Below are 20,480 nucleotides of genomic sequence, written 5' to 3' on the forward strand. Positions count from 1 at the left end.
TATCCGTTTATTCGGCAGCCGGCGAACGCATGGCAATCGACTTAAATGCCGCTGACGGAAATAATGTTTGGCGAGCGATCCTATGGGCGCTGGTTGCATTGGACGTTCTGTGCGCAGCACTTCTCTTTCGATTGGCGTTAAGCTCATATCCCGCGCTGAATATGAGATTCAAGCGTTTTTGGAAGTTTTTTAAATACTCGAGAACCGCGTATCTGCTTATCATTCCTGCGTTTCTGTTTATTGTAATATTCGAAGTCGTTCCGACCGCTATGGCGTTCATCTACTCCTTTACCAACTTTAATTTATCCTCGCCGCTAGCGTTTACGGGCTTTGCCAATTTTCAAAGGATAGGAGCCGACCCTTTCTTCTGGATCGGGATAGGGAATATGCTGCTTATTCTGATTACAGCGATCATCAAGGAATTGACCATGCCTCTTCTCGCGGCCGAGCTCGTCTTTTGGCTCAAAAGCAAGAAGATGAAATATTTCTTTCGGTCGGGATTCGTGCTGACAAGCATCGTTCCGGGTATCGTCGTCGTTCTTCTATGGAAAATGATCTACAGTCCGGAATCCGGTCTTATCAATGAGATATTAAGCGCGCTAGGTCTCGGCCATTTGCAGCGTGCTTGGTTAGGCGACGAGCAACTGGCCATTTGGAGTATTATTTTCGCAGGCTTTCCGTTTATCAGTGTCTTTGCTTTTCTCATTTATCTAGGCGGATTGATTGGAATAAACAGAGAGATTTATGATTCGGCCCAAATCGACGGCGTTAATGTCTGGAATCGATTTCTTAAGATCGATATGCCGCTCATTCTGCCGCAAATTCAGCTGATCCTGTTTTTTACGTTTATTGGCAGTATACAAGGTTTTGCGAATATATGGATATTTACTCGCGGTGGCCCCGGCGTTTCGACTTACGTTCCAGGATTGCAGATGTATTTCCAAATTTCCGACGGGCAATACGGCTATGCTTCTGCCATAGGTTTCGTATTGGCGATCATGGTACTGCTCGTTACGTACGTCAACTCTCGCCTTTCTAGACAGGAAGAGGTGTAACGATAGAATGTCAATTAACCGAAAATTTTGGATATCGATGATGAGCTACAGTGTTCTAGGCCTTCTGCTAGTCACTTCCGTCGTGCCCATAGTAATGATGCTTATGATGTCATTAAGAGATACATTGGACATTTATGGCGATTTTTGGGGAGTCCCCCTACGGCCTAAGTGGCAAAATTATTCATCAGCCATGCTGGCTTTGATCGAACCAATGATCCGCAGTTTATTTCTTTGCTTTACTTCTATTTTTGGCGTTCTCGCGTTGGCGGCTTTTTGCGGCTATGCGTTTGCCAGACTTAAATTTTGGGGAAAAGGTTTTTTGTTTTTCCTGATCGTCATGATGATGACTTTGCCGAAAGTGCTTCAGTTGACTCCGAATTTCCTTTTGGCTGATTGGATGCAATTGAGAAATACGTATACCGGACTCATCGCGTTTTATATCGGAGGCGGTTTGCTGTTCGCCGTATTTTTACTTCGCTCCTTCTTCCGATCCATCTCGGAGGAGCTGTTTGAGGCTGCCAGAATGGAAGGATCGAGCGAGTATATTTGTGTCGTAAAGATCGCATTGCCTTTAGCAAAGCCGATCTTCGTCACGATCGCGATCATGACTTTTCTAGGTATTTACAATGATTTGATTTGGCCCATGCTTATGATCAGCAGTCCGAAGCTGCAAACCTTGGCTATGGCGCTGCAGTCGTTTGCACCGAAAGCAGGCGGAGATGCAGGAGATATTTCCAATCCCGATTTAGGTGTCATTACGTCTGGATATGTGTTCGCCTCCATTCCGTTATTGATCGTATTCCTGTTTGGTATGAAATATTATGTCGAAGGCTTGACTTCGGGGGCCGTCAAATCCTGATAACGGATATTTTTTTTAAGGAGGGAGAAAAAAACTGTGAACATGATATCGGAAACGCGTCAAGATTCGCCGGTCATTGGCGAATACGATGTTGTCGTCTGCGGAGCAGGTCCGGCGGGAATTGGAGCCGCGCTTGCGGCCGCAAGGGCAGGCGCGCGAACAGTATTAATTGAAGCTGCGGGCTGTCTGGGCGGCGTATGGACCAGTGGGTTATTGTCCTTCGTTCTTGACAGCAAAAACAAAGGAGGACTACTACGGGAAATATGCGATCGTCTCTCGTCAGAGCAGTCGTTTCTGTTGCAGTCCTCAGGTACTTCCAAGCATTACGATGGCAGTTCTGATTTCACGTATGACGCCGAAGGCATGAAGCACATATTGGAGGCGCTTTGCGTGGAATCAGGAGTCGAAGTTCGGCTGCATACCCGTGTAGTAGCATCCAAGCGAGAGAATAAACATATTGCGTTTGTGTTTACGGAGAGCAACAGCGGTCGTGAAGCCTTCTCCGCACCTGTTTTTATCGACTGCTCAGGAAATGGAGAATTGGCGGCGCGGTCGGGATGCGGATTCGATATTGGTCATCCGGAAACCGGGCAAACACAGCCGGCGACGATGCTCGCGCTAATCAGCGGAGTTCCCGGACAACAAGAGAGCACGCTGAACGACGCTACCAAACGGATGTTTTTAGAGACGTTGCGCCGGGCAGGAGTCGAGCCGACTTATCGATCGCCTTCACTATTTCGGCTCCCTCACCCCCAGCTATACGGATTGATGGTCAATCACGAGTATGGTGTACGTTGCGATAATGCGAAGGAAATGACCGATGCGACCATCCACGCCCGCGGCGAAATTTACCGTATCGTTCAAGCGCTGTCGACTCTGCCGGAGTGGAGCGAGGTACGGCTCGTCTCGACCGCTTCCCAGATCGGACTGAGAGAAGGACGGCGCGTACACGGATTATACACAGTCACGGTTCAAGATATAGTAGCAGGTGCCCGTTTCGAGGACGGCATATGTCTTGTAGAGTTTCCAGTTGATATTCACGCACTGGATTCAAGCTCGACAGAGGCTGTTACGAAAGAAGGGGTAACGGCGCAAAGCTACCATATTCCTTTCCGCAGTCTTGTTGCGAAAGATGTGACGAATCTTCTGTTAGCCGGAAGATGCATTAGCGGGGACTTTTATGCGCATGCCTCCTATAGAGTTACCGGCAATGCTGTTCCTATGGGAGAGGCGGCGGGATTGGGAGCCGCGCTTGCGGCTAAAGCAGGTATTTCGCTGCATGAATTGGAAGGAAGAGAAGTACGAGAACGCCTTCAAAATCAATTTTAGTCGAGCAGTTCAACTTCTACATCAATCGAACGGAGTGTTTTGAATGTCTAAAATTACATTTATCGGCGCGGGCAGCGCCGTATTTTCCAAAAACGTGTTAGGGGACTGTATGCTGGTGCCGTCCCTGCAAGGGTTCGAGATTGCATTGTTCGATATCGATCCGATCAGGCTTAAGGATGCGGAGAAAATGCTGAACCATTTAAAAAAATCGATCAACAGCACCTGTGAAATTAAGGTTTACCCCAATCGAAAAGATGCTTTGCGGGACGCAAAATATGTCATTAATGCCATAAAGGTAGGCGGATACGATCCTTGTACGATAACGGATTTCGAGATTCCTAAAGCTTATCAACTTCGACAAACGATTGCGGATACAGTTGGAATCGGCGGGATTTTCCGAAATCTTCGTACGATCCCCGTCATGTTGGATATTGCTAGAGAGATGCAAGAGGTATGTCCCGATGCGCTGTTTCTGAATTATGTAAATCCGATGGCGGCGCTAACCAATGTAATGACCACGTATGGCGGAATCCGCACAGTCGGATTATGTCATAGCGTGCAGGTTTGCGTACCGGACCTGTTTAAGGATTTGGATATGGAACCGACAGGCGTGCAATGGAAAATTGCAGGCATCAACCATATGGCATGGCTCCTGGAAGTTAAGAGAAACGGCAACGACCTGTATCCGGAAATTAAGAGAAGGGCCGCCGAAAAGCAAAAGCAAAGGCATCAAGATATGGTTCGCTACGAGTTAATGGCGCATTTCGGCTACTATGTCACGGAATCGTCGGAGCATAACGCCGAATATCACCCTTACTTTATAAAGAAAAGCTATCCGGAGCTCATAGAAAAATATAATATTCCGCTGGACGAGTATCCGAGGCGTTGTTTGTGGCGGATCGAGCAATGGAAGGAAATGCGCGAGGAATTGGTAAACAATGTCGGACTCAGGCACGAGAGAACGCACGAATATGCATCGAATATTTTCGATGCGATTGAATCTAATACTTTATTTTCTTTCGGCGGCAATGTTATGAATACCGGCTTGATTACCAATCTGCCCAAGGAGGCCTGTGTTGAAGTTCCGTGTCTCGTTAATGGCAGCGGGGTAACGCCGACCTATGTAGGTGATTTGCCACCGCAATGCGCAGCGCTTAATAGGACGAATATTAATACGCAGTTGCTGACGATAGAAGCCGCTATTAGCGGCAAGAAGGAGCATATTTATCATGCGGCGATGTTAGATCCACATACGGCTGCAGAACTGTCGATCGACGAGATTATCTCGATGTGCGACGACCTTATCGAAGCGCACGGGGACTGGCTTCCGGTCTTCAAGTAATAGAGCAGGGGAGTGAGTCTACTTTGTTTCGATATGCTGTGCCGGTGTGGCCGGAAGGTCGTGAAAAGGAAATAAACTTGACCGTAGGCTTCCGTACGGTAATTATGATGGAGCGGGGAACCGAGTCTTGCAGGATTCGCTTGACTGCATCGAGCATTTACCGGTTGAAAGTAAACGGTGCATTTGTCGGACATGGTCCTGCCAGGGGACCTCATGGCTTTTTTCGAGTTGATGAATGGGATTTGACGGATAAGCTTGCAACCGGATTTAACATCGTTTCCGTTGAAGTCGCCGGCTATAACGCGAACAGCTACTACCTGTTGAATCAGCCATCCTTTTTGCAAGCGGAGTTGACCGTCAATGACAGCATAGCGGCGGCAACTTCGGTCAAACGCGCCGACTTTCAGGCATTCGTACTGACAGAGCGGTTGCAAAAAGTACAGCGATACAGCTATCAGCGGACTTTCGTCGAATATTATCGACTTACCGCAACCAGCAGCAATTGGCAAACGCAGCCCGATCCAAATCGAACGCCTGCGTTATTGGAGGAGACTGCATCCCTGAATTATCTTGCCCGAGGGGTTTCCTACCCTGAATTTAAACGAAGGGCCCCCGATCTTATTGCCAGGAGTGGTACATTTGCGCAAGGTATCAGACGAGAACAGTATTGGCGAGATCGTTCGCTAACAGCGATAGGTCCATTATTGGCTGGTTACAAAGAAGAGGAGCTCGAGAGAATCATCTCCTATGATATGGAAGAGACGGAGACGCTCGAGACCTATGAGCAAATGACGCCTTACATCGGTACGGAACGACTGACGCTTAGGCGAGGGCAGTTTTATATCGTTGATTTCGGAGTCAATACAAGCGGTTTTATCGGCTGCCATGTAATATGCCGGGCACGAGTGAAGCTGTTTATCGCATTTGACGAAATATTAACAGACGGAGATATTGATTTTCTACGATTGTCTTGCGTAAATGTCATCGGCTTCGAGCTTGAAGCGGGCAGCTATCATTTGGAGAGCATCGAACCTTATACCTTAAAGTACGCCAAGCTGCTTGTCATGGATGGTGAAGCGAACATTGCCGATGTGTGTATCCGGGAATTCAAAAACCCCGATACCCATGCAGCGGCATTTCATTGCAGCGATCCGGCATTAAATGCCATTTTCCAGGCCGGAGCGGAAACTTTTAATCAGAATGCGCTTGATCTTTATATGGACTGTCCTTCGAGAGAACGCGCCGGGTGGTTATGCGACAGTTATTTTATGTCGAAGGTGGAATATGTATTAAGCGGTACGTCACGTGTAGAAACAAACTTTCGGGAAAATCTGATTATAACCGGCGATTTCCCCTTTTTGCCAAGCGGGATGATTCCTATGTGTTACCCAGCCGACCATTATAATGGGAGATTCATTCCGAATTGGGCGCTATGGTACGTGGTCGAGCTTGAGCAGTTTGATACGAGAACGAACAATCGCAATCTCATCGCCAAGTCCGAAGCCCAAGTGATGAAACTGCTCGACTATTTTCGAAAATTTCAAAATGAATACGGTTTGCTTGAAAACCTGGAAAGCTGGGTGTTTGTCGAGTGGTCGAAGGCGAATGAACTCGTGCAGGATGTCAACTTTCCGACAAACATGTTGTATGCAGGAGCTCTCGATGCCGCCGGACGTTTATACGATAATCCGGAGCTGCGAAACCAGGCCAGCCGCTTGAGGGAAACTATTCGCCGTTTTTCGTTCGATGGTCGGTTTTTTAACGATAATGCGGTGCGCGTAGACGGAGAACTGAAATTGACCGGCGAAAAAACGGAGGTTTGTCAATATTATGCCTTTACCTTCGACATTGCGAATCCGGAAAGCCACCCGGAGTTGTGGAGGATCCTGGCTGATCGATTCGGTCCGCGCAGGGCTGAGAGAGGAGACTTTCTTGAAGTAGCGCCGGCCAATGCGTTTATCGGAAATTACTTGCGGTTGGATTTGTTCTCCCGTTATGGCGAAGGAATAAAACTGTTGGACGAACTAAGCGGATATTTCAGCCACATGGCGGAAGCGACGGGAACCTTATGGGAGAACATAGACGTTCGGGCTAGTTGCAATCACGGCTTTGCTTCCTACGTTACGTATTGGTTGTATAAGGAAGCGCTTGGTATTCGCAGCATCGATCATCGGAATAAGCATGCAATCGTACAATTTTCCAATGTCGATCTGGAGTGGTGCCAAGGAAGCTTGCCTTGCGGCAACGGCATTATGGAACTCTCCTGGCGGAAAGTAGGACAATCCGTCGCTTATGAGATCGGCGGAAATCACGATTACACGGTGGAAGTGCTGCCGTATCCCGATTAGAGCTCTCCCAATTGAAAAGAAAAAGAGCAGTTGGATGTTGTCCAACTGCTCTTGGCATTAATGATTGTGATGTGCGTGCGCATCGGGCAGACTTGCTTTATTCGTGCATAAAAGATTGTCCTCATGCGTGTGATTTTCCGATTCCACTTGCAGGGTTACGTGGCGAATGTCTTTATGCTCCAGCATATGTTCGACTTTATGCAATAAGGCTTCCGTTTCGTAAACCGTCTTGTTTCCATCCACTACAATATGGGCAGTCAGAGCATGCATATTGCTTGTAATCGACCAAATATGCAAATCATGTACACCTTTGACGCCGTCGACCTCCCGTATGGCTTGCGCGATGTCTTCAACCTTCATATTGCGCGGAGTTCCTTCCATTAATACATGCAAGGATGACTTGCTCACGATATAGCCGCTGCGGAGTACGAGTACGGCAACGATGACGCTGGCCAACGGGTCGGCCCAGCCCCAGCCAAAGAACATCATGAGCAGAGCGGCCGCAATGGCGCCTACCGAGCCCAGCATGTCGCTGATAACGTGCAAGAAAGCGCCGCGCATGTTCAAATTATGCTCCGTATCGCCGCCGCGCATCATAATCCAGGCCACAAGAATGTTGATCAGCAGCCCGATGGTACTGATGATCAGCATGCCAACCGTAGCGACTTCCGGCGGATTGGCAAAACGTTCGATCGCTTCATAAAAGATGTAAAGGGAAACGCCGATCAGAGTCAGTCCATTGAGTGTGGCGGCCAGTATTTCGAAACGTCTGTATCCGTATGTTTTTCCCGTACTGACCGCTTTTTCGCCGAATTTGAAGGCGAGTAAGGCAATCGCTAATGCCAAAGAGTCCGAAAGCATATGGCCCGCATCCGATAACAAGGCCAAGCTGTTGGTCATAAATCCGCCCACGGCTTCGATGACCATATACGCCGTAATGATAATAAATGAAATCAATAAAATCTTTTTGTTGTTGTTGGTTTGCCCATGGTCATGGCCATGATCGTGGTGATGTCCCGCCATTAAAATCCCTCCATCATTAATATATGAACACTTGCTCATATGTTGTGTTGGTATTATTATAAGTGTATCAAAAATTACATGTCAAGAAAAATGTTAACTAACGTTAAATTGCTAATACCAAGAATAAGCTCGTCAATCAAGGGGAATGTAAAAGAGACAAAAAAAGAGTTGACGTTTATAGGGTACGGGGGTATACTAAGTTTACGAAAGCGACAGTTTCCTATTTGAAAATAACCACTATCAATATTTGAAGGGACGGATGAAAATATGAAAAACATAACATTGAATGTACAAGGGATGAGCTGCCAGCATTGCGTGAACTCCATTGAAGGCGCGCTGAAAGAAATCGGCGCAAGCGGAAAAGTGAATTTAAAGGGCGAGTCGGTCGATGTGTCGTTCGACGAGCAGAAGGTTTCTCTGGATCGGATCAAGGAAGTTATTGAAGAACAGGGCTATGACGTGGTCTGAGCTAAACGAAAAAGGAGTGAAACATAGTGGAAACGACAGCAACGAAGGCGAAACAGTCGTCCTTTCAAATAACGGGCATGACCTGCGCCGCCTGCGCCAACAGGATTGAAAAAGGGCTTAATAAATTAGATGGCGTGGCCAATGCAAATGTCAACTTTGCACTGGAAAAAGCAAATGTCACCTACGATCCGGATAAAGTGGACGTAAAAAACCTGGAGGATACGATCAAGAAGCTCGGATACGGAACGGTGACGGAAGTGGCACAATTTAATCTGGAAGGCATGACCTGTGCCGCCTGCGCCAACAAAATTGAAAAAGGGCTTGGCAAGCTGCCAGGCGTAACTAGCGCTACCGTAAACTTTGCAATGGAAACGGCCCGCGTCGAATATTCGGCTGGTGAAATCACGATCGAAGAGATGCAGGAAAAAGTTAAGAAGCTCGGCTACAAAGCACTTGTCAAACAGGAAAACCGGAATGCGGCTGACCATCGCGTCCGCGAGATTCGCCAGCAGAAGCTGAAATTGCTCATCTCGGCCATTCTCTCTTTTCCGCTATTGTGGACGATGGTAGGTCACTTCTCCTTTACGTCATGGATTTACATGCCGGATTTCCTGATGAATCCTTGGGTTCAGCTCTTGTTGGCTACACCGGTACAGTTTTATATCGGGAAGCAGTTTTATGTCGGCGCGTATAAGGCGCTGCGAAATCGCAGCGCAAACATGGATGTTCTAATTGCACTTGGAACATCGGCCGCGTATTTTTACAGCCTGTATCTCACGATTGACTGGTTCGCCGCCGGGGATCAGATGCATCATGGTCCTGCGCTTTATTATGAAACCAGCGCGGTGCTGATTACATTGGTTATTATGGGTAAATTGTTCGAATCGCTGGCAAAGGGACGCACTTCGGAAGCAATCAAGTCCCTCATGGGGTTGCAAGCCAAAACGGCTCTGGTCGTTCGGGATGGCCAGGAATTAACGATCCCGGTGGAAGACGTTATCGTAGGGGATGTCGTGCTGGTTCGCCCTGGCGATAAAGTGCCGGTGGACGGTCAAGTGCTGGAAGGCGTTTCATCGGTGGATGAATCCATGCTGACAGGCGAAAGTTTGCCGGTCGAAAAGAAGGCCGGCGATTCCGTTATCGGGGCTACCATCAACAAAAACGGCATCCTGCGCATCAAAGCGACCAAAGTCGGCAAAGAAACGGCTCTTGCGCAAATCATTAAAGTCGTAGAAGAAGCGCAAGGCTCCAAAGCGCAGATTCAGCGGGTAGCCGATGTCATCTCTGGCATATTTGTTCCGATTGTCGTAGGGATTGCCATTGTAATGTTCCTGGTATGGTACTTTTTCATTACGCCAGGCGATTTTGCCCACGCACTTGAAATTGCCATTGCGATTCTCGTTATTGCTTGCCCTTGTGCTCTCGGTTTGGCAACGCCGACTTCGATTATGGCCGGTTCCGGCCGTTCGGCTGAGATGGGCATTCTGTTTAAGGGCGGCGAACATCTGGAGCAGACGCACAAAATCAATACGATCATTCTGGACAAAACCGGCACCGTTACTAAAGGCAAGCCGGAGCTGACCGATGTGATCACGCAAGACAACGAAGCGGAGTTTCTTCGACTTGTCGGCGCGGCCGAAAAAAATTCGGAGCATCCGCTGGCAGAAGCGATAGTGGCCGGTATTGTGGCCAAACAAATCGAGCTGCCGGGAACCGAATCGTTCGAAGCTTTTCCAGGCTATGGCATCAAAGCCGTGGTAGATGGCCGGGAGCTGCTTGTCGGCACACGCCGCTTAATGGAGAAATACGATGTGGACGCTAAGGCTGCCTATGAGCCGATGTCCCGTCTGGAGGAAGCAGGCAAAACCGCGATGCTGGTTGCCATCGACAATCGTTATGCCGGTATGGTCGCGGTAGCCGATACGATCAAGGAAACGTCGAAAGCGGCGGTGAGCCGTCTTAAGCAAATGGGCATCGAGGTCATCATGATTACAGGCGACAACGAACGGACCGCCAAAGCGATTGCAGCTCAAGTCGGCATTGACCAAGTCCGGGCCGAGGTACTTCCAGAAGGCAAGGCCGAGGAAGTTAAGAAATTGCAGGCCCAAGGCAAAAAAGTGGCGATGGTTGGGGATGGCATCAATGATGCGCCAGCGCTGGCGACAGCGGACATCGGCATGGCCATTGGCACCGGGACGGATGTGGCGATGGAAGCAGCGGATGTAACTCTGATGCGCGGCGATCTGTCGAGCATTCCCGATGCGATCTATTTGAGCCGCAAGACCATGGCCAATATTAAACAAAACCTGTTCTGGGCGCTGGGCTATAACACGCTCGGCATCCCGATTGCCGCGATTGGCTTACTGGCTCCATGGGTGGCAGGCGCGGCAATGGCGTTAAGTTCGGTATCGGTTGTCCTTAATGCGCTTCGCTTGCAGCGTGTGAAAGTACGCCACTAATCAGGAAGTCAGAATGGAGAAGAGCCTAAAATGAAAAAAAGAATGATGCTCATTTTATCCGGAATGTTGACTATTGGATTGCTGACCGCTTGCGGTACGACAAAGGAGAGTGCCGATGGGCACGCCGGCTCCCATCAAAACGGAGCCGCAAACCCAACCATAAACAGTAACGACTCTGGGGAACACGATGGTCACGCTACAGATGAACATTCGGCAGACAACTATAAAGCTTCCTTTTCGTTTGCATCAGGAACGGCTAAAGCATCCGAGAACACAAAGCTGAACGTTCAGGTGACCGACAGCAACGACCAGACCGTCCAGGATTTTGAATGGAACCATGAAAAACTGATGCACATCATCATCGTAAATAAGGATCTTTCTTACTTCAACCATATTCATCCCGAGTGGGACGGAAAAGGGACGTTTACGGTAGACACCTCATTTCCGAATGGAGGAGAATACAAAGTTTTTGCGGATTTTGTTCCAAAGGGCGGATCCGGCACAACGCTCAGCGAGTGGGTGAAGGTAGACGGGGAAACCAAACCGCAGGAAAGCGTCACAGCGGATGCGGAGCTGGTAAAAGTTGTTGATGGAAAAGAAGTCACACTGGCTCTTGGCAGCACAAAAGCAAAAGCTGAAGCCAAGTTGTCGTTTACCGTTAAGGACGATAAAACGAAAGAAGGCATCAGCAATCTGGAGCAATACCTCGGCGCTGTCGGACACGTCGTCATTCTTTCGGAGGATGCGGAGCAATACCTTCACGTACACCCTGTTGACGAAAAAGCATCCGGGCCGGAAGCGGAATTTATGACGGCTTTTCCGAATCCCGGCACGTATAAAATTTGGGGACAATTCCAGCATGAAGGCAAAGTATTTACGGTCCCTTATGTCGTGAAAATTCAATAAAACAAGGGGCGAATGGGAATGGGAGAGATCGTAAAAATTGCAATCAGCCCCGCTCTGCAGCTTGGCGGCAGCCTGTTTACATCCAAACAGCTCGGCATCATCGGTGATCTGCTAGGACCGGATGCCAAACTGGAAATGACGCCCTTTAAACAGTTGTATGCAGATGTGGCTGTAGAGAAGCGCGATAGGATCCAGGCCGAACTGGAGCAAAGCGGACTGGAAGTCAATCCGGCTGGTTTTGTCACCAAAAGCCTGATCGCCTGCAATTTTTGCAAGGGCGCAGAAGAAGCCGGGCTGGCGGTAGCCCAAACCTTAAACGGAGCGATTGCCGGCATTCCGACACCGATGCCGCTTAAAATCGGATATGCCGGCTGTGCGTTAGGGACAAGCGAGCCGCTCATTAAAGACATTAGCGTGATTAAAATGCGAGATACGTTCGATCTATACGTGGGCGGCGAATCCAAAGGGCTAAAAACCACGTTTGCCAAGAAGCTGCATTCCGGATTAAAAGAAGAACGATTGATTCCTGCGGTTATGGCGATCATTGACTTCTATAAGGAACATGCCAAAAGCAAAGAGAAATTCAGCAAGTTTGTGGATCGCGTGACGTTGGAGCAGCTGCAACAAATTACGGCATCCACGTAATATGGCGCCGTCGAAGGCCACCCATTAAGGAGGAACGCAGATGGATGAAACAGTAAAAATCTATACGATTCCGACATGCAGTGATTGCAACTTTGCCAAACGTTATTTTAAGGAAAACGATATTCCGTATGCGGATTATAACTGCGAAGAAGACCCAAAATATCCAGAGGAAGTTTGGAATCTTACCGGGAAACAGATCGTGCCGACGATCGTTATTGGCGACAAGGTGTTTGTCGGCTTTGCGGAAAACCTGAATGAAATAAGCGGCTTGCTGCAAAAATCGTAATGCTGTTCCAAAGCAGCCCACCAAAAAGGGCTGCTTTGTTATTCCACTCGCCTTTAGTGCCATAGGGTAGCTTTACTTTGGATGGGGGAGCATGATAAGGTAAGAATATTAAGGAGGGGGTACACATCGATCACCATGTACAAGAGGATGCCTCGTGCAGCCATCAATCGTCTACCGAGCGAAAAAGCCATCATTCCGATAAAACGAAACAAAATTTAATTAGCCGACTCAACCGGATCGAAGGGCAGGTCCGCGGAGTCAAAGGGATGATCGAAAGGGATGTGTATTGTGATGATATCCTTCATCAAATCTCCTCGATTCAATCCGCCCTCAATGGAGTTGGCAAGCAGTTGTTGGAAGACCATCTAAAGAGCTGCGTGGTGGAGCGCATCGAAGAAGGCGATCGCGACGTATTGGATGAGTTGTTGACCACCGTCGCCAAATTAATGAAATAAAAAATGGGGAGAGGCGATCGTGGCCCTCCCCATTTCTGAGAATCATCGCACCTTGCCACTGGCAAGGTGCTTTTTACATTGGATGGTCCAATTAACTGTCAATTGGCTGGTTACATCTCAGCCAATCCCGCTTACGATAGATTCACAAGACATCAAACTCACTCAACTAAGGGGGAATCGTTCCATGTTAGTAACGAGCAGCTTTATTATTCTCTGTGCCGCATTCGTGGGGGCACCGTTGGTTCTATATTTCGCAGGTGTCCATATTATCCGAGAAGATGATCGGCAAGTTGCGGCAGCGATCGGCAAAAAGGAGATGCAGTCATGAATGTTCCTACAAGCGTGTGGATTGTTTCGGCGATTATCATTATCGTGTTGTCCTGGATGACCTTTTGGGTTACGAATAAAGCCTACTCCAGAAGATGGGATGAAATCGAAGTTGACAAAAAGGATGAGCTGCAATAATCGCAACCCATGGTGAACATCCAATGTCCTTTAGATCAAGCTTCGTAGAGCCCGGGCGAAACAGGCAACGCCCGGAGCAATGTCTTCTTCCTTCGGTCTGGCGAACGTAAATCGCGCGTAACCCTTGTCCGAGCCGTAGACGCTGCCGGGGACGAACACGGTTCCGGCGGCGATGGACTCTTCCAGCAGCTTGCCTTCCGGGACCTCGGGAAGCAGCCTGCACCAGAGATGCAAGCCCCCGCTCGGGGCTTCGAATTCTACCAGCCCGCGTAATTCTTTGTCCATGGCTTCGATGAGCAAATCTCTTTTAAATTGAAGCGATGTCCGAAGTCGGTCCAGATGGGGGGCGAAATGCTCCGAGCGCAAAAACTGCCCCGCCACCAGCTGAGGCAAAATGCTTAGGCCGAAATCCATCTGCTGTCTCGCGTCCGCCAGACGTTCGACAATGGCATGGGGGGCGACCATCCAACCGACTCGCAAGCCGGAAGCGGCGATTTTGGAAAAAGAGCCGATATAGAGGACGGTGCCCGCCTGGTCTATGGACTTAAGCGGACTCGGCGGCATATCGCCGTATGAGGTCAGGCTAAACGGATCGTCCTCGATAATGGGGAGTCCGAGTTCGCCAGCCAGCTCCAATACCCGCTTGCGTCGTTCGTCGCTCAGTACCGCACCTGTAGGATTTTGGTAATTGGGATTGAGAAATACAGCCTTTATCCGATGTTTCCGGTATAACTCCAGTATATCTTCGGGATTGACGCCGCCCTCGTCCACCGGCAGTCGAAATAGCCGGAGCCCCGCCGATTGGAACAACGGCAGCGAATAACAATAGGACGGATCTTCTATCGCAACGGCTTCGCCCGGAGACAACAGACATTGCGTGATGAGATATAGGGATTGCTGCGAACCCGACGTTATCAGAATCGAAGATTCCGTTGTCCTAATGCCGCGGTGCCGCAACAAATATTCCGCTACGGCCTGACGAAGCGGGAGCGAACCTTGCGGGTTGTCGTAGCCCAGATAGGCTGTATAATCGTGCTCCTTCAATAAAGTCGCGATCTCCTCGGTCGGGGCAAGATCTCCGGCCAACTCGCCGCTAGCCATATCGATCAGCCCCGGCCGTTCGGCTAATGCTTCCCGAATGCGTCTCATGAAAGGCAGATTCGGCAAAAATTGGCCTCCCTCGGCGTACCGGCTCCAGTTAGGCGTATGCCGCGGGGCAGCGCCCCATTTCATCATGCTGACCCGCGTGCCCCTCCCAACGTGGCTCTCGACGATTCCCATCGCGCGAAGCTCCCCGAATGCTGCTATGATGGTGCTTCGGTTGACCTGAAGCTGTACCGCCAACTTCCGTTCGGAAGGAAGAACGCTGCCTGGAGGGAAATCTCCGTATGCGATTCGCTGCTCCAGATAATCGGCAATTTGTACGTAGAGCGGGCGGGCGTCATCTCGATCGGGCTTCCACATATCAGAGCCTCCTTCGAATCTATTATGTCCGGAAAATCCGGTAGCTGGACCTGTCTGAGTATTATCATATCATGATCGGGCACCTTTAATCGGACCGGCAATCGTAATCTTGGAATAATTTTGTGAACGCGGACGGTGTTAATTATGGCAAGGATAAAAGGAGGAGCGGCGACAAGGGCGCAATGGCTGTTGACCGGCTGTGTGTCCGCTCTGCTGGCATGTACTGGAGGAGCCATCATGATCGTTCAAGCCGCTGGGGCGGCAGGACTCGGCAAGGCCGAGCTTATATCCTGGTTCACCTCGGCCTACGTTGCAGGCGGTTTCTTGAACATTTTGTTAACCTTGCGTTACAAAATACCATTTGCCGGAGCGCATTCCATTACGGCTACTGCCTTTCTGGGAACGGCGGCTGTCGGAATGTCCTATCCGCAGCTGGCAGGCGCGTTTGTAATGTCAGGACTGCTTCTGATGCTTCTCGGTTTATCAGGCTGGTTTGGAAAGTTTTTGGCGCTGCTTCCCAAGCCATTAATTGATGCATTGTTAGCCGGGCTTTTGCTAACGTACGTCGCTGCAATGGTCCCGGCGAGCGTGGAGTTGCCGATTGCCGGTTTGTTAGCGGGAGCCGGCTACTTTTTTGGACCTCGGTTGATCAAGTCGCTGCCACCCGCTTTGTGGGCCTTACTGCTTGGGGGAGTGGGAGTATGGCTGCAAAACGGCCTGCCTGATCTGCCGTCAACGACCTACATCGCTCCCTTTATCGTCGTGCCGGTTTTCTCATGGGATGGACTGTTGTCGCTTGCTTTTCCGCTTGCCTTGTTGATCTTGACCAATGATCTTGCTGTAGCGAGCACTTCGCTTCGTAGCCATGATTTTCGACCCCCGGTCAATCGTATGATTACAGGATCGGGAGTTGCCAGCGTCGTCGCGGGTATGTTTGGCGGAAGCTCGGCGAATGTAGGGGGCTTGATGAGCGCTCTCTGCAGCAGCCCGGAGTCCGGAGCGCATGGCGAGCGGTATAAGGCCGCGCTAGTCTCTAGTCTGATCGTTGTTGGTTTCGGCGCCGCAGCTTGGAAGGTTGTTGATGTCATTGGGGCCTTGCCCGAAGCGTTTGTCGTTATTTTGACGGGCTTTTCTTTGCTGGGGTTGTTTATAAGAGGCATAAAGAACGCTTTTGTGGACAAAGAGCTGCGGATTCCTGCCTTCATCACCTTCGTGATTGCCGTGCTCCATGTCCATGTTCTGGGGATTGCTACGCCGGTATGGGCATTGCTTGGCGGGTTGGCCGCGATGTGGATGATAAAGAAAATGAGGACCAGAGCACATATTCATACGAAATGACGTAGGAGCGCGAAACCTTATTCGCGCTCCTTAAACGTTATGGGTATCGTGATATATTCCGCGCCCATCACGTCGTATCCATTTTTGTTATAGCCGCCAATGCTGATGCCGATAGGGAAGGAATCAGGAATCGGCATATTGGGAACCGATAACATCTCGATTAGCACGGAGCCTTTGCCGCCGCGAGTGGAGTGATGACCGCGATCTCTGCCAATTTCGATAAACGTTTTGTACTTCTGCTCGGTATCTGTGGAAATCCAGGTTGCCGGCCAGCCGGCAATCTCATCAAGCGTTCCATCCTCGGGGTAGCTACTGGTCAATTGCTTGACGGTAAGATGACCTGGCATGCTAAATGAAACGCCGCCCCAGTCCTCGGGATCGATCTCGAGCTGCGACACGATACGAATGACGCAACTGCCGTCATCGGAAGCTTCCACAAAGACGGTGCCCGTAGCAAAAGAATGTAAGCCAACGGATTCCGCAGAGACTGCAAAGGGATGAATTTCGACGATTCCCTGATTCGTTATGGCGTGAGAGACTGTGTTTGTTCCTTTAAAAAGGTTGGAGTAGAAAAAGTAGTATGCCGCTACAGCTAGAAGAATCATGGCGACTAACATCAATCTTTTGCGTCTATTCATGCAAATACCGGTTGATCTCGGCGACAATGACGTCGGGATCGGTGAAGTTGACCATATGCCCGGAGCGAGAGGCTTCGACCCAGCGGCCATTCTCCAGCGACTGTACAGTCCGCTGATGGGCTGCAATAATGGCCGGCCTCATCTTGCGCTCGGCACGGGCGATAAAGGTTCCGGAGATCACGCTGACCGGCAGCGGTCCGAGCGTCGGAGGTTCTGTTCGCATTCGTGCTAAATCGTCGATGAAGGTGACCGATTCCGCGTTGGACGTGCGCGCGGCCTGCACCGTAAAGTCTTCGCGAAGATGATCCTCCACGACGTCGGCAGGCTGCACTTGGCCGACCTTGCCGTTGGTCAGCTTGTATAATCCGATGCGGGCCATAAAAGGCAGAATTGCCCGCATGACCGCGAACGACTTGGCCGTGGACGGAGCGAAATAAATGCCGCAATTCTCGTCGGACGGATCGACAAGAACCAGCGCCCGAATACGCGAAGGGTCGCTTGCGGCGACGGTACGAATGACGGGGCCGCCCCAGCTGTGGCCGACGAGTATGAAGGGGCCCGGTCCGAGATGATCCAGCAAACTGCCGAGATCGCCAGCCAGCCGTGCTAATGTTCTCGGCTCGCGGTCTTGCTGGCTCCTTCCCGCGCCTGCACGGTCGTAGACGACCGCTCGGGTCTGTTCGCCGATTAAGGGCTGTACGAGACCCCATTGCGAGCGCGAGCATCCCATACCGGATTCGAAGACGACGGTGGGGGAGCCTGTTCCTTTGCTCATGTAATGAAGCTTGCGGCCGTCTTGTAACGTAACGTAAGAGCTGGTGCCGTAAGAATGGGACTGCGACATCATGTATTGATCCTCCAGTCATGGGATGATAACGGTTATCGCAGGGTTAGTGTAGCAGATGCGCCTAATTCGGGCAAGAGAGGCGGCGACTTTTAAAGCTGGGAAGGTATCTTTCTTATAGAAGCCCTATAAAGAAGAAAAAACGCCAAAGCCGAATGGATCGGCTTGACGTTTGGGTAAGCAATATAACTACTCCTCATGCTGTTATCGCATTAGCAGGATATTCGACCAGTGCCTGGTTGGTGATAACAGCGGCAGAGATCCTCTTGAAGGTGAAGTCTGTTAGTGACGGAACAATTAAAGCTTATCTATCCAGCTCCGGGAAACACCAGGAATAGGACTGAAAGTAGCCGCTGCTGGCATTGATGTGACTCGCGACGGGGCGATGCGGAGCAACGAACCTCTCGTAGGCGGGATCCCCATATAGATGTGTTAAACCCTCGTACATGTCGAGCGGCCAAGTATAGGCTGACAGCGGTTTCGGCACATTTTGATCCTTCTCGAAAGGCCACTCATCCGCGCGGCCGTCTATGTAATAAAGCAAAGTATCGAGCGCTTTTTTTAGACTTTTGCCAGAGGGGGAAACCCAGCGGAATAAATCCTCGCCGGTCTCTTCCAGCACGATTTTGGCGGCAGCCGTCAGCGGGGCAAGAGAGAAGTAATGATACCACATGCCGTTTGTTCCTCGTACCGTCTCCTCCGGGATAAAGCCCGACAAGTCCAGCGACTCGTCGATATGCTTCTTAAGGTGGATGGCTTCCGAATGTATAGCATCACTGTCATTGATAAAACGATAAGTGCATAGCTGGGCGTACAAGCTCCAGCTCCACCAATTATTGCGTCCGGGGATACCGTCCCAGGCTGGCAGACAGACGGTTGTTATCCATTGGATGAAACGTTCTCTGCGCTCCGCGCTCCAGCCCTCGTAATGTCGGATTCGCTGGGCTGCCAAAATGAGGCCGGTGCCAAGATAAGCCGATACGAGCGGGCCGTCGTTGTCGGCAAAACCTACATTGACGGATGACCAGCCGTCGATAAGCTCGGCTGCCTTGTCCGCGTATACGGATTCTCCGGTCAATCGGTAAGCTGTTGCCGTCGCAAAGGCGGCTTGAGCATCCGCTTCCATGAGCCGTTTGGCGGCTTGATGGCCTTCCTTGTCGTAGTAGAAACCTGGAATATGCCAGACTGCAACGGCGTGGCTGGATACGGATAGACTTTCGTTCGCAAGCTCGATCAGCCTTTCTGCCGCGGTAGTATTAGCCTTCATCGCAATGTCATCCTTTCGGAGAGCCCCCAAGGGATCGTCTTTATGTAAATCATAACGATTTTATTATAGTTCGAAGCGCTAATCTCCGGTTGCGATAAACTATCGTTGCATTGCGGTTATGGAGGCAGAATTACTCCGTATTAACGATGATCGCGGTACGTATTCGGCTTCGTCGCCGAACGCAGCGCTTTTAGCTCCGCATCGTTTAATGGTTGGCTGGCCGCCGCGGAGACGTTGATTCGAAGCTGGTGAGCGCTGCTGGCGCCTGTCAGTGCGACAGCGACAGAGGGAGCGGAGAGAGCATAACGAATCGCGGTTTGCCCCATTGTTCTTCCTTCGTTGGTCAGTCCGAGCAGTGTTTCGCGAACTCCGGCCAATTCCTCCGGCGAATAGTCCAGATATCCGCGCTCCGCCTTCGTGCTGCCATTGTCCGTGAGAATGCCGCTTGCAAGCGGGCCGCGCGCGATCATGCTGATTCCGCTGTCCGCGAGCAGCGGCAGTGTCGTTTCCTCCGGACGACGATCCAGCAGGCTGAACTGGCTCATCAAGCTGACAATGCCGGAGCGCGAGGCATATTCTCTTATGACGTTAGGTCGTATGGATGAGATGCCATAATGGCGAATAAGGCCTGCTTGCTTCAGCTCCTCGAACGCTACGATCGTTTCCCCGATGGGATCGTCGATGGTCCCGCCATGAAGCTGATACAGATCGATATAGTCTGTGCCAAGCCTTCTCAAACTGTCTTTGACCGCCGAGAGGATGTAGGCTTTGGATGCATCCCAGGTCCAGCCGTCCTTGCCGGGAACCCGGCGATTGCCGACTTTTGTTCCTACAATGACTTCCGAACGGCGGTTCTTGATCGCCTTTCCGACAATCTCTTCGTTTCTCCCGGAATCGTAGAGGTCGGCTGTGTCCAGGAAATTGACGCCGAGCTCGATCGCTTCGTCTATAATAGCCGTTGCCTGCTTCTCGTCCGTTCCGAGAGACATGCAGCCAAGTCCGATCTCGCTGACCAGCAGGTCCGATGACCCAAGTCGATTCTGTTTCATTGTTATCGTCCTCCTTGAGAGTTTGTTTTCACATGAAATACCTCGGTCGACATCGTCATCAGCTCCACGATCTTCTCCGCCATGTAGGCCGGAGCGAAAGGGAAGTCCTCTTTAAGTATCGTAGAACGAAGGGGGCAATGCAACATCCGGTATACAAGTTCGTCCGATTTGTACAATAACGTACAACTCGCCGGAACTGCGATGATTGCGTTTATGTAAAACGAAAGAAGACATCGATCC

20 protein-coding genes are annotated in these 20,480 nt (G+C 50.4%); 14 read left to right on the forward strand and 6 right to left on the reverse strand.

Translation table 11 applies throughout. From position 1 onward, the window contains the following. The 5 genes from PAT3040_RS37910 to PAT3040_RS02315 all read left to right on the forward strand — a co-directional run. On the forward strand, positions 1-1,055 hold a 1,055-nt coding region (locus PAT3040_RS37910; protein ID WP_219930224.1), incomplete at its 5' end, for a carbohydrate ABC transporter permease. 7 nt (positions 1,056-1,062) lie between these two features. Then, positions 1,063-1,914 carry a carbohydrate ABC transporter permease gene (locus PAT3040_RS02300; protein ID WP_108991393.1) on the forward strand — a complete coding sequence of 284 codons (852 nt, stop codon included), beginning with the start codon at positions 1,063-1,065 and terminating at the stop codon, positions 1,912-1,914. A 42-nt stretch (positions 1,915-1,956) separates the two neighbouring features. Then, the gene (locus tag PAT3040_RS02305; protein WP_258234813.1) at positions 1,957-3,243 is read left to right on the forward strand and encodes an FAD-dependent oxidoreductase; all 1,287 of its coding nucleotides are present in this window, start codon (positions 1,957-1,959) and stop codon (positions 3,241-3,243) included. 43 nt (positions 3,244-3,286) lie between these two features. Then, positions 3,287-4,585 (forward strand): alpha-glucosidase/alpha-galactosidase, encoded by a 1,299-nt coding sequence (locus PAT3040_RS02310; RefSeq protein ID WP_108991395.1) that lies wholly within the window; start codon positions 3,287-3,289, stop codon positions 4,583-4,585. Positions 4,586-4,608: 23 nt separating this feature from the next. Beyond that, positions 4,609-6,933 carry an alpha-L-rhamnosidase-related protein gene (locus tag PAT3040_RS02315; RefSeq protein WP_108991396.1) on the forward strand — a complete coding sequence of 775 codons (2,325 nt, stop codon included), beginning with the start codon at positions 4,609-4,611 and terminating at the stop codon, positions 6,931-6,933. A gap of 57 nt (positions 6,934-6,990) precedes the next feature. Here PAT3040_RS02315 and PAT3040_RS02320 read toward each other — a convergent pair whose 3' ends face one another. After that, positions 6,991-7,956 (reverse strand): cation diffusion facilitator family transporter, encoded by a 966-nt coding sequence (locus tag PAT3040_RS02320; protein WP_108991397.1) that lies wholly within the window; start codon positions 7,954-7,956, stop codon positions 6,991-6,993. A 267-nt stretch (positions 7,957-8,223) separates the two neighbouring features. Between PAT3040_RS02320 and PAT3040_RS02325 the strand changes: the two genes are divergently transcribed. The 8 genes from PAT3040_RS02325 to PAT3040_RS36700 all read left to right on the forward strand — a co-directional run bounded on the left by PAT3040_RS02325 (position 8,224) and on the right by PAT3040_RS36700 (position 13,640). After that, a complete protein-coding gene (locus PAT3040_RS02325) occupies positions 8,224-8,424 on the forward strand; it encodes a copper ion binding protein (RefSeq protein WP_108991398.1) in 201 nt (66 codons plus the stop codon). 26 nt (positions 8,425-8,450) lie between these two features. Continuing rightward, a complete protein-coding gene (locus tag PAT3040_RS02330) occupies positions 8,451-10,883 on the forward strand; it encodes a heavy metal translocating P-type ATPase (RefSeq protein ID WP_108991399.1) in 2,433 nt (810 codons plus the stop codon). A gap of 30 nt (positions 10,884-10,913) precedes the next feature. Further along, the gene (locus PAT3040_RS02335; protein ID WP_108991400.1) at positions 10,914-11,789 is read left to right on the forward strand and encodes a DUF8832 domain-containing protein; all 876 of its coding nucleotides are present in this window, start codon (positions 10,914-10,916) and stop codon (positions 11,787-11,789) included. A gap of 18 nt (positions 11,790-11,807) precedes the next feature. After that, positions 11,808-12,434 carry an NAD(P)/FAD-dependent oxidoreductase gene (locus PAT3040_RS02340; RefSeq protein WP_108991401.1) on the forward strand — a complete coding sequence of 209 codons (627 nt, stop codon included), beginning with the start codon at positions 11,808-11,810 and terminating at the stop codon, positions 12,432-12,434. 40 nt (positions 12,435-12,474) lie between these two features. Next, a complete protein-coding gene (locus PAT3040_RS02345) occupies positions 12,475-12,720 on the forward strand; it encodes a glutaredoxin family protein (protein ID WP_087568764.1) in 246 nt (81 codons plus the stop codon). Positions 12,721-12,845: 125 nt separating this feature from the next. Beyond that, positions 12,846-13,175, forward strand: coding sequence for a metal-sensitive transcriptional regulator (locus PAT3040_RS02350; protein WP_179215608.1), 330 nt, complete (start codon positions 12,846-12,848; stop codon positions 13,173-13,175). A 184-nt stretch (positions 13,176-13,359) separates the two neighbouring features. Then, positions 13,360-13,503: a hypothetical protein gene (locus PAT3040_RS36695; RefSeq protein WP_179215596.1), complete on the forward strand. Its 144-nt coding sequence runs from the start codon at positions 13,360-13,362 to the stop codon at positions 13,501-13,503. Continuing rightward, the gene (locus tag PAT3040_RS36700) at positions 13,500-13,640 is read left to right on the forward strand and encodes a hypothetical protein (protein ID WP_179215595.1); all 141 of its coding nucleotides are present in this window, start codon (positions 13,500-13,502) and stop codon (positions 13,638-13,640) included. Before PAT3040_RS36695 ends, PAT3040_RS36700 begins: the two co-directional genes overlap by 4 nt. A 30-nt stretch (positions 13,641-13,670) precedes the next feature. On the opposite strand, the gene pdxR is transcribed toward PAT3040_RS36700, so the two are convergent. After that, complete coding sequence (gene pdxR, locus PAT3040_RS02355) at positions 13,671-15,104, reverse strand: MocR-like pyridoxine biosynthesis transcription factor PdxR (protein WP_108991402.1); 1,434 nt, start codon at positions 15,102-15,104, stop codon at positions 13,671-13,673. Between the two features lie 144 nt (positions 15,105-15,248). On the opposite strand from pdxR, the gene PAT3040_RS02360 reads away from it, so the two are divergent. Continuing rightward, positions 15,249-16,442, forward strand: a complete 1,194-nt coding sequence (locus PAT3040_RS02360; protein ID WP_108991403.1) for a benzoate/H(+) symporter BenE family transporter — start codon at positions 15,249-15,251, stop codon at positions 16,440-16,442. Between the two features lie 17 nt (positions 16,443-16,459). Here the strand turns inward: PAT3040_RS02360 and PAT3040_RS02365 are convergent, their stop codons facing one another. From PAT3040_RS02365 to PAT3040_RS02380, 4 genes are all read right to left on the reverse strand, one after another. Continuing rightward, positions 16,460-17,080, reverse strand: coding sequence for a hypothetical protein (locus PAT3040_RS02365; protein ID WP_146200338.1), 621 nt, complete (start codon positions 17,078-17,080; stop codon positions 16,460-16,462). After that, the gene (locus PAT3040_RS02370) at positions 17,073-17,927 is read right to left on the reverse strand and encodes an alpha/beta fold hydrolase (protein ID WP_108991405.1); all 855 of its coding nucleotides are present in this window, start codon (positions 17,925-17,927) and stop codon (positions 17,073-17,075) included. The genes PAT3040_RS02365 and PAT3040_RS02370 overlap by 8 nt, the downstream gene beginning before the upstream one ends. 301 nt (positions 17,928-18,228) lie before the next feature. Next, positions 18,229-19,191 (reverse strand): alginate lyase family protein, encoded by a 963-nt coding sequence (locus PAT3040_RS02375; RefSeq protein ID WP_108991406.1) that lies wholly within the window; start codon positions 19,189-19,191, stop codon positions 18,229-18,231. 140 nt (positions 19,192-19,331) lie between these two features. Further along, positions 19,332-20,240, reverse strand: coding sequence for an aldo/keto reductase (locus tag PAT3040_RS02380; RefSeq protein ID WP_108991407.1), 909 nt, complete (start codon positions 20,238-20,240; stop codon positions 19,332-19,334). Between the last annotated feature and the right edge of the window lie 240 nt (positions 20,241-20,480).

Source organism: Paenibacillus agaridevorans (assembly GCF_003112455.1).
Lineage (GTDB): Bacteria > Bacillota > Bacilli > Paenibacillales > Paenibacillaceae > Pristimantibacillus > Pristimantibacillus agaridevorans.

Excerpts from the sequence above, each read along its gene's own strand:
- PAT3040_RS02320 (WP_108991397.1), bottom strand. The coding sequence starts at position 7,956 with ATGGCGGGACATCACCACGATCATGGCCATGACCATGGGCAAACCAAC.
- PAT3040_RS02375 (WP_108991406.1), bottom strand. The coding sequence starts at position 19,191 with ATGAAGGCTAATACTACCGCGGCAGAAAGGCTGATCGAGCTTGCGAAC.
- PAT3040_RS02345 (WP_087568764.1), top strand. The coding sequence starts at position 12,475 with ATGGATGAAACAGTAAAAATCTATACGATTCCGACATGCAGTGATTGC.
- PAT3040_RS36700 (WP_179215595.1), top strand. The coding sequence starts at position 13,500 with ATGAATGTTCCTACAAGCGTGTGGATTGTTTCGGCGATTATCATTATC.
- PAT3040_RS02325 (WP_108991398.1), top strand. The coding sequence starts at position 8,224 with ATGAAAAACATAACATTGAATGTACAAGGGATGAGCTGCCAGCATTGC.
- pdxR (WP_108991402.1), bottom strand. The coding sequence starts at position 15,104 with ATGTGGAAGCCCGATCGAGATGACGCCCGCCCGCTCTACGTACAAATT.
- PAT3040_RS02370 (WP_108991405.1), bottom strand. The coding sequence starts at position 17,927 with ATGATGTCGCAGTCCCATTCTTACGGCACCAGCTCTTACGTTACGTTA.
- PAT3040_RS36695 (WP_179215596.1), top strand. The coding sequence starts at position 13,360 with ATGTTAGTAACGAGCAGCTTTATTATTCTCTGTGCCGCATTCGTGGGG.
- PAT3040_RS02335 (WP_108991400.1), top strand. The coding sequence starts at position 10,914 with ATGAAAAAAAGAATGATGCTCATTTTATCCGGAATGTTGACTATTGGA.
- PAT3040_RS02310 (WP_108991395.1), top strand. The coding sequence starts at position 3,287 with ATGTCTAAAATTACATTTATCGGCGCGGGCAGCGCCGTATTTTCCAAA.
- PAT3040_RS02305 (WP_258234813.1), top strand. The coding sequence starts at position 1,957 with ATGATATCGGAAACGCGTCAAGATTCGCCGGTCATTGGCGAATACGAT.
- PAT3040_RS02340 (WP_108991401.1), top strand. The coding sequence starts at position 11,808 with ATGGGAGAGATCGTAAAAATTGCAATCAGCCCCGCTCTGCAGCTTGGC.
- PAT3040_RS02365 (WP_146200338.1), bottom strand. The coding sequence starts at position 17,080 with ATGAATAGACGCAAAAGATTGATGTTAGTCGCCATGATTCTTCTAGCT.
- PAT3040_RS02360 (WP_108991403.1), top strand. The coding sequence starts at position 15,249 with ATGGCAAGGATAAAAGGAGGAGCGGCGACAAGGGCGCAATGGCTGTTG.
- PAT3040_RS02300 (WP_108991393.1), top strand. The coding sequence starts at position 1,063 with ATGTCAATTAACCGAAAATTTTGGATATCGATGATGAGCTACAGTGTT.
- PAT3040_RS02380 (WP_108991407.1), bottom strand. The coding sequence starts at position 20,240 with ATGAAACAGAATCGACTTGGGTCATCGGACCTGCTGGTCAGCGAGATC.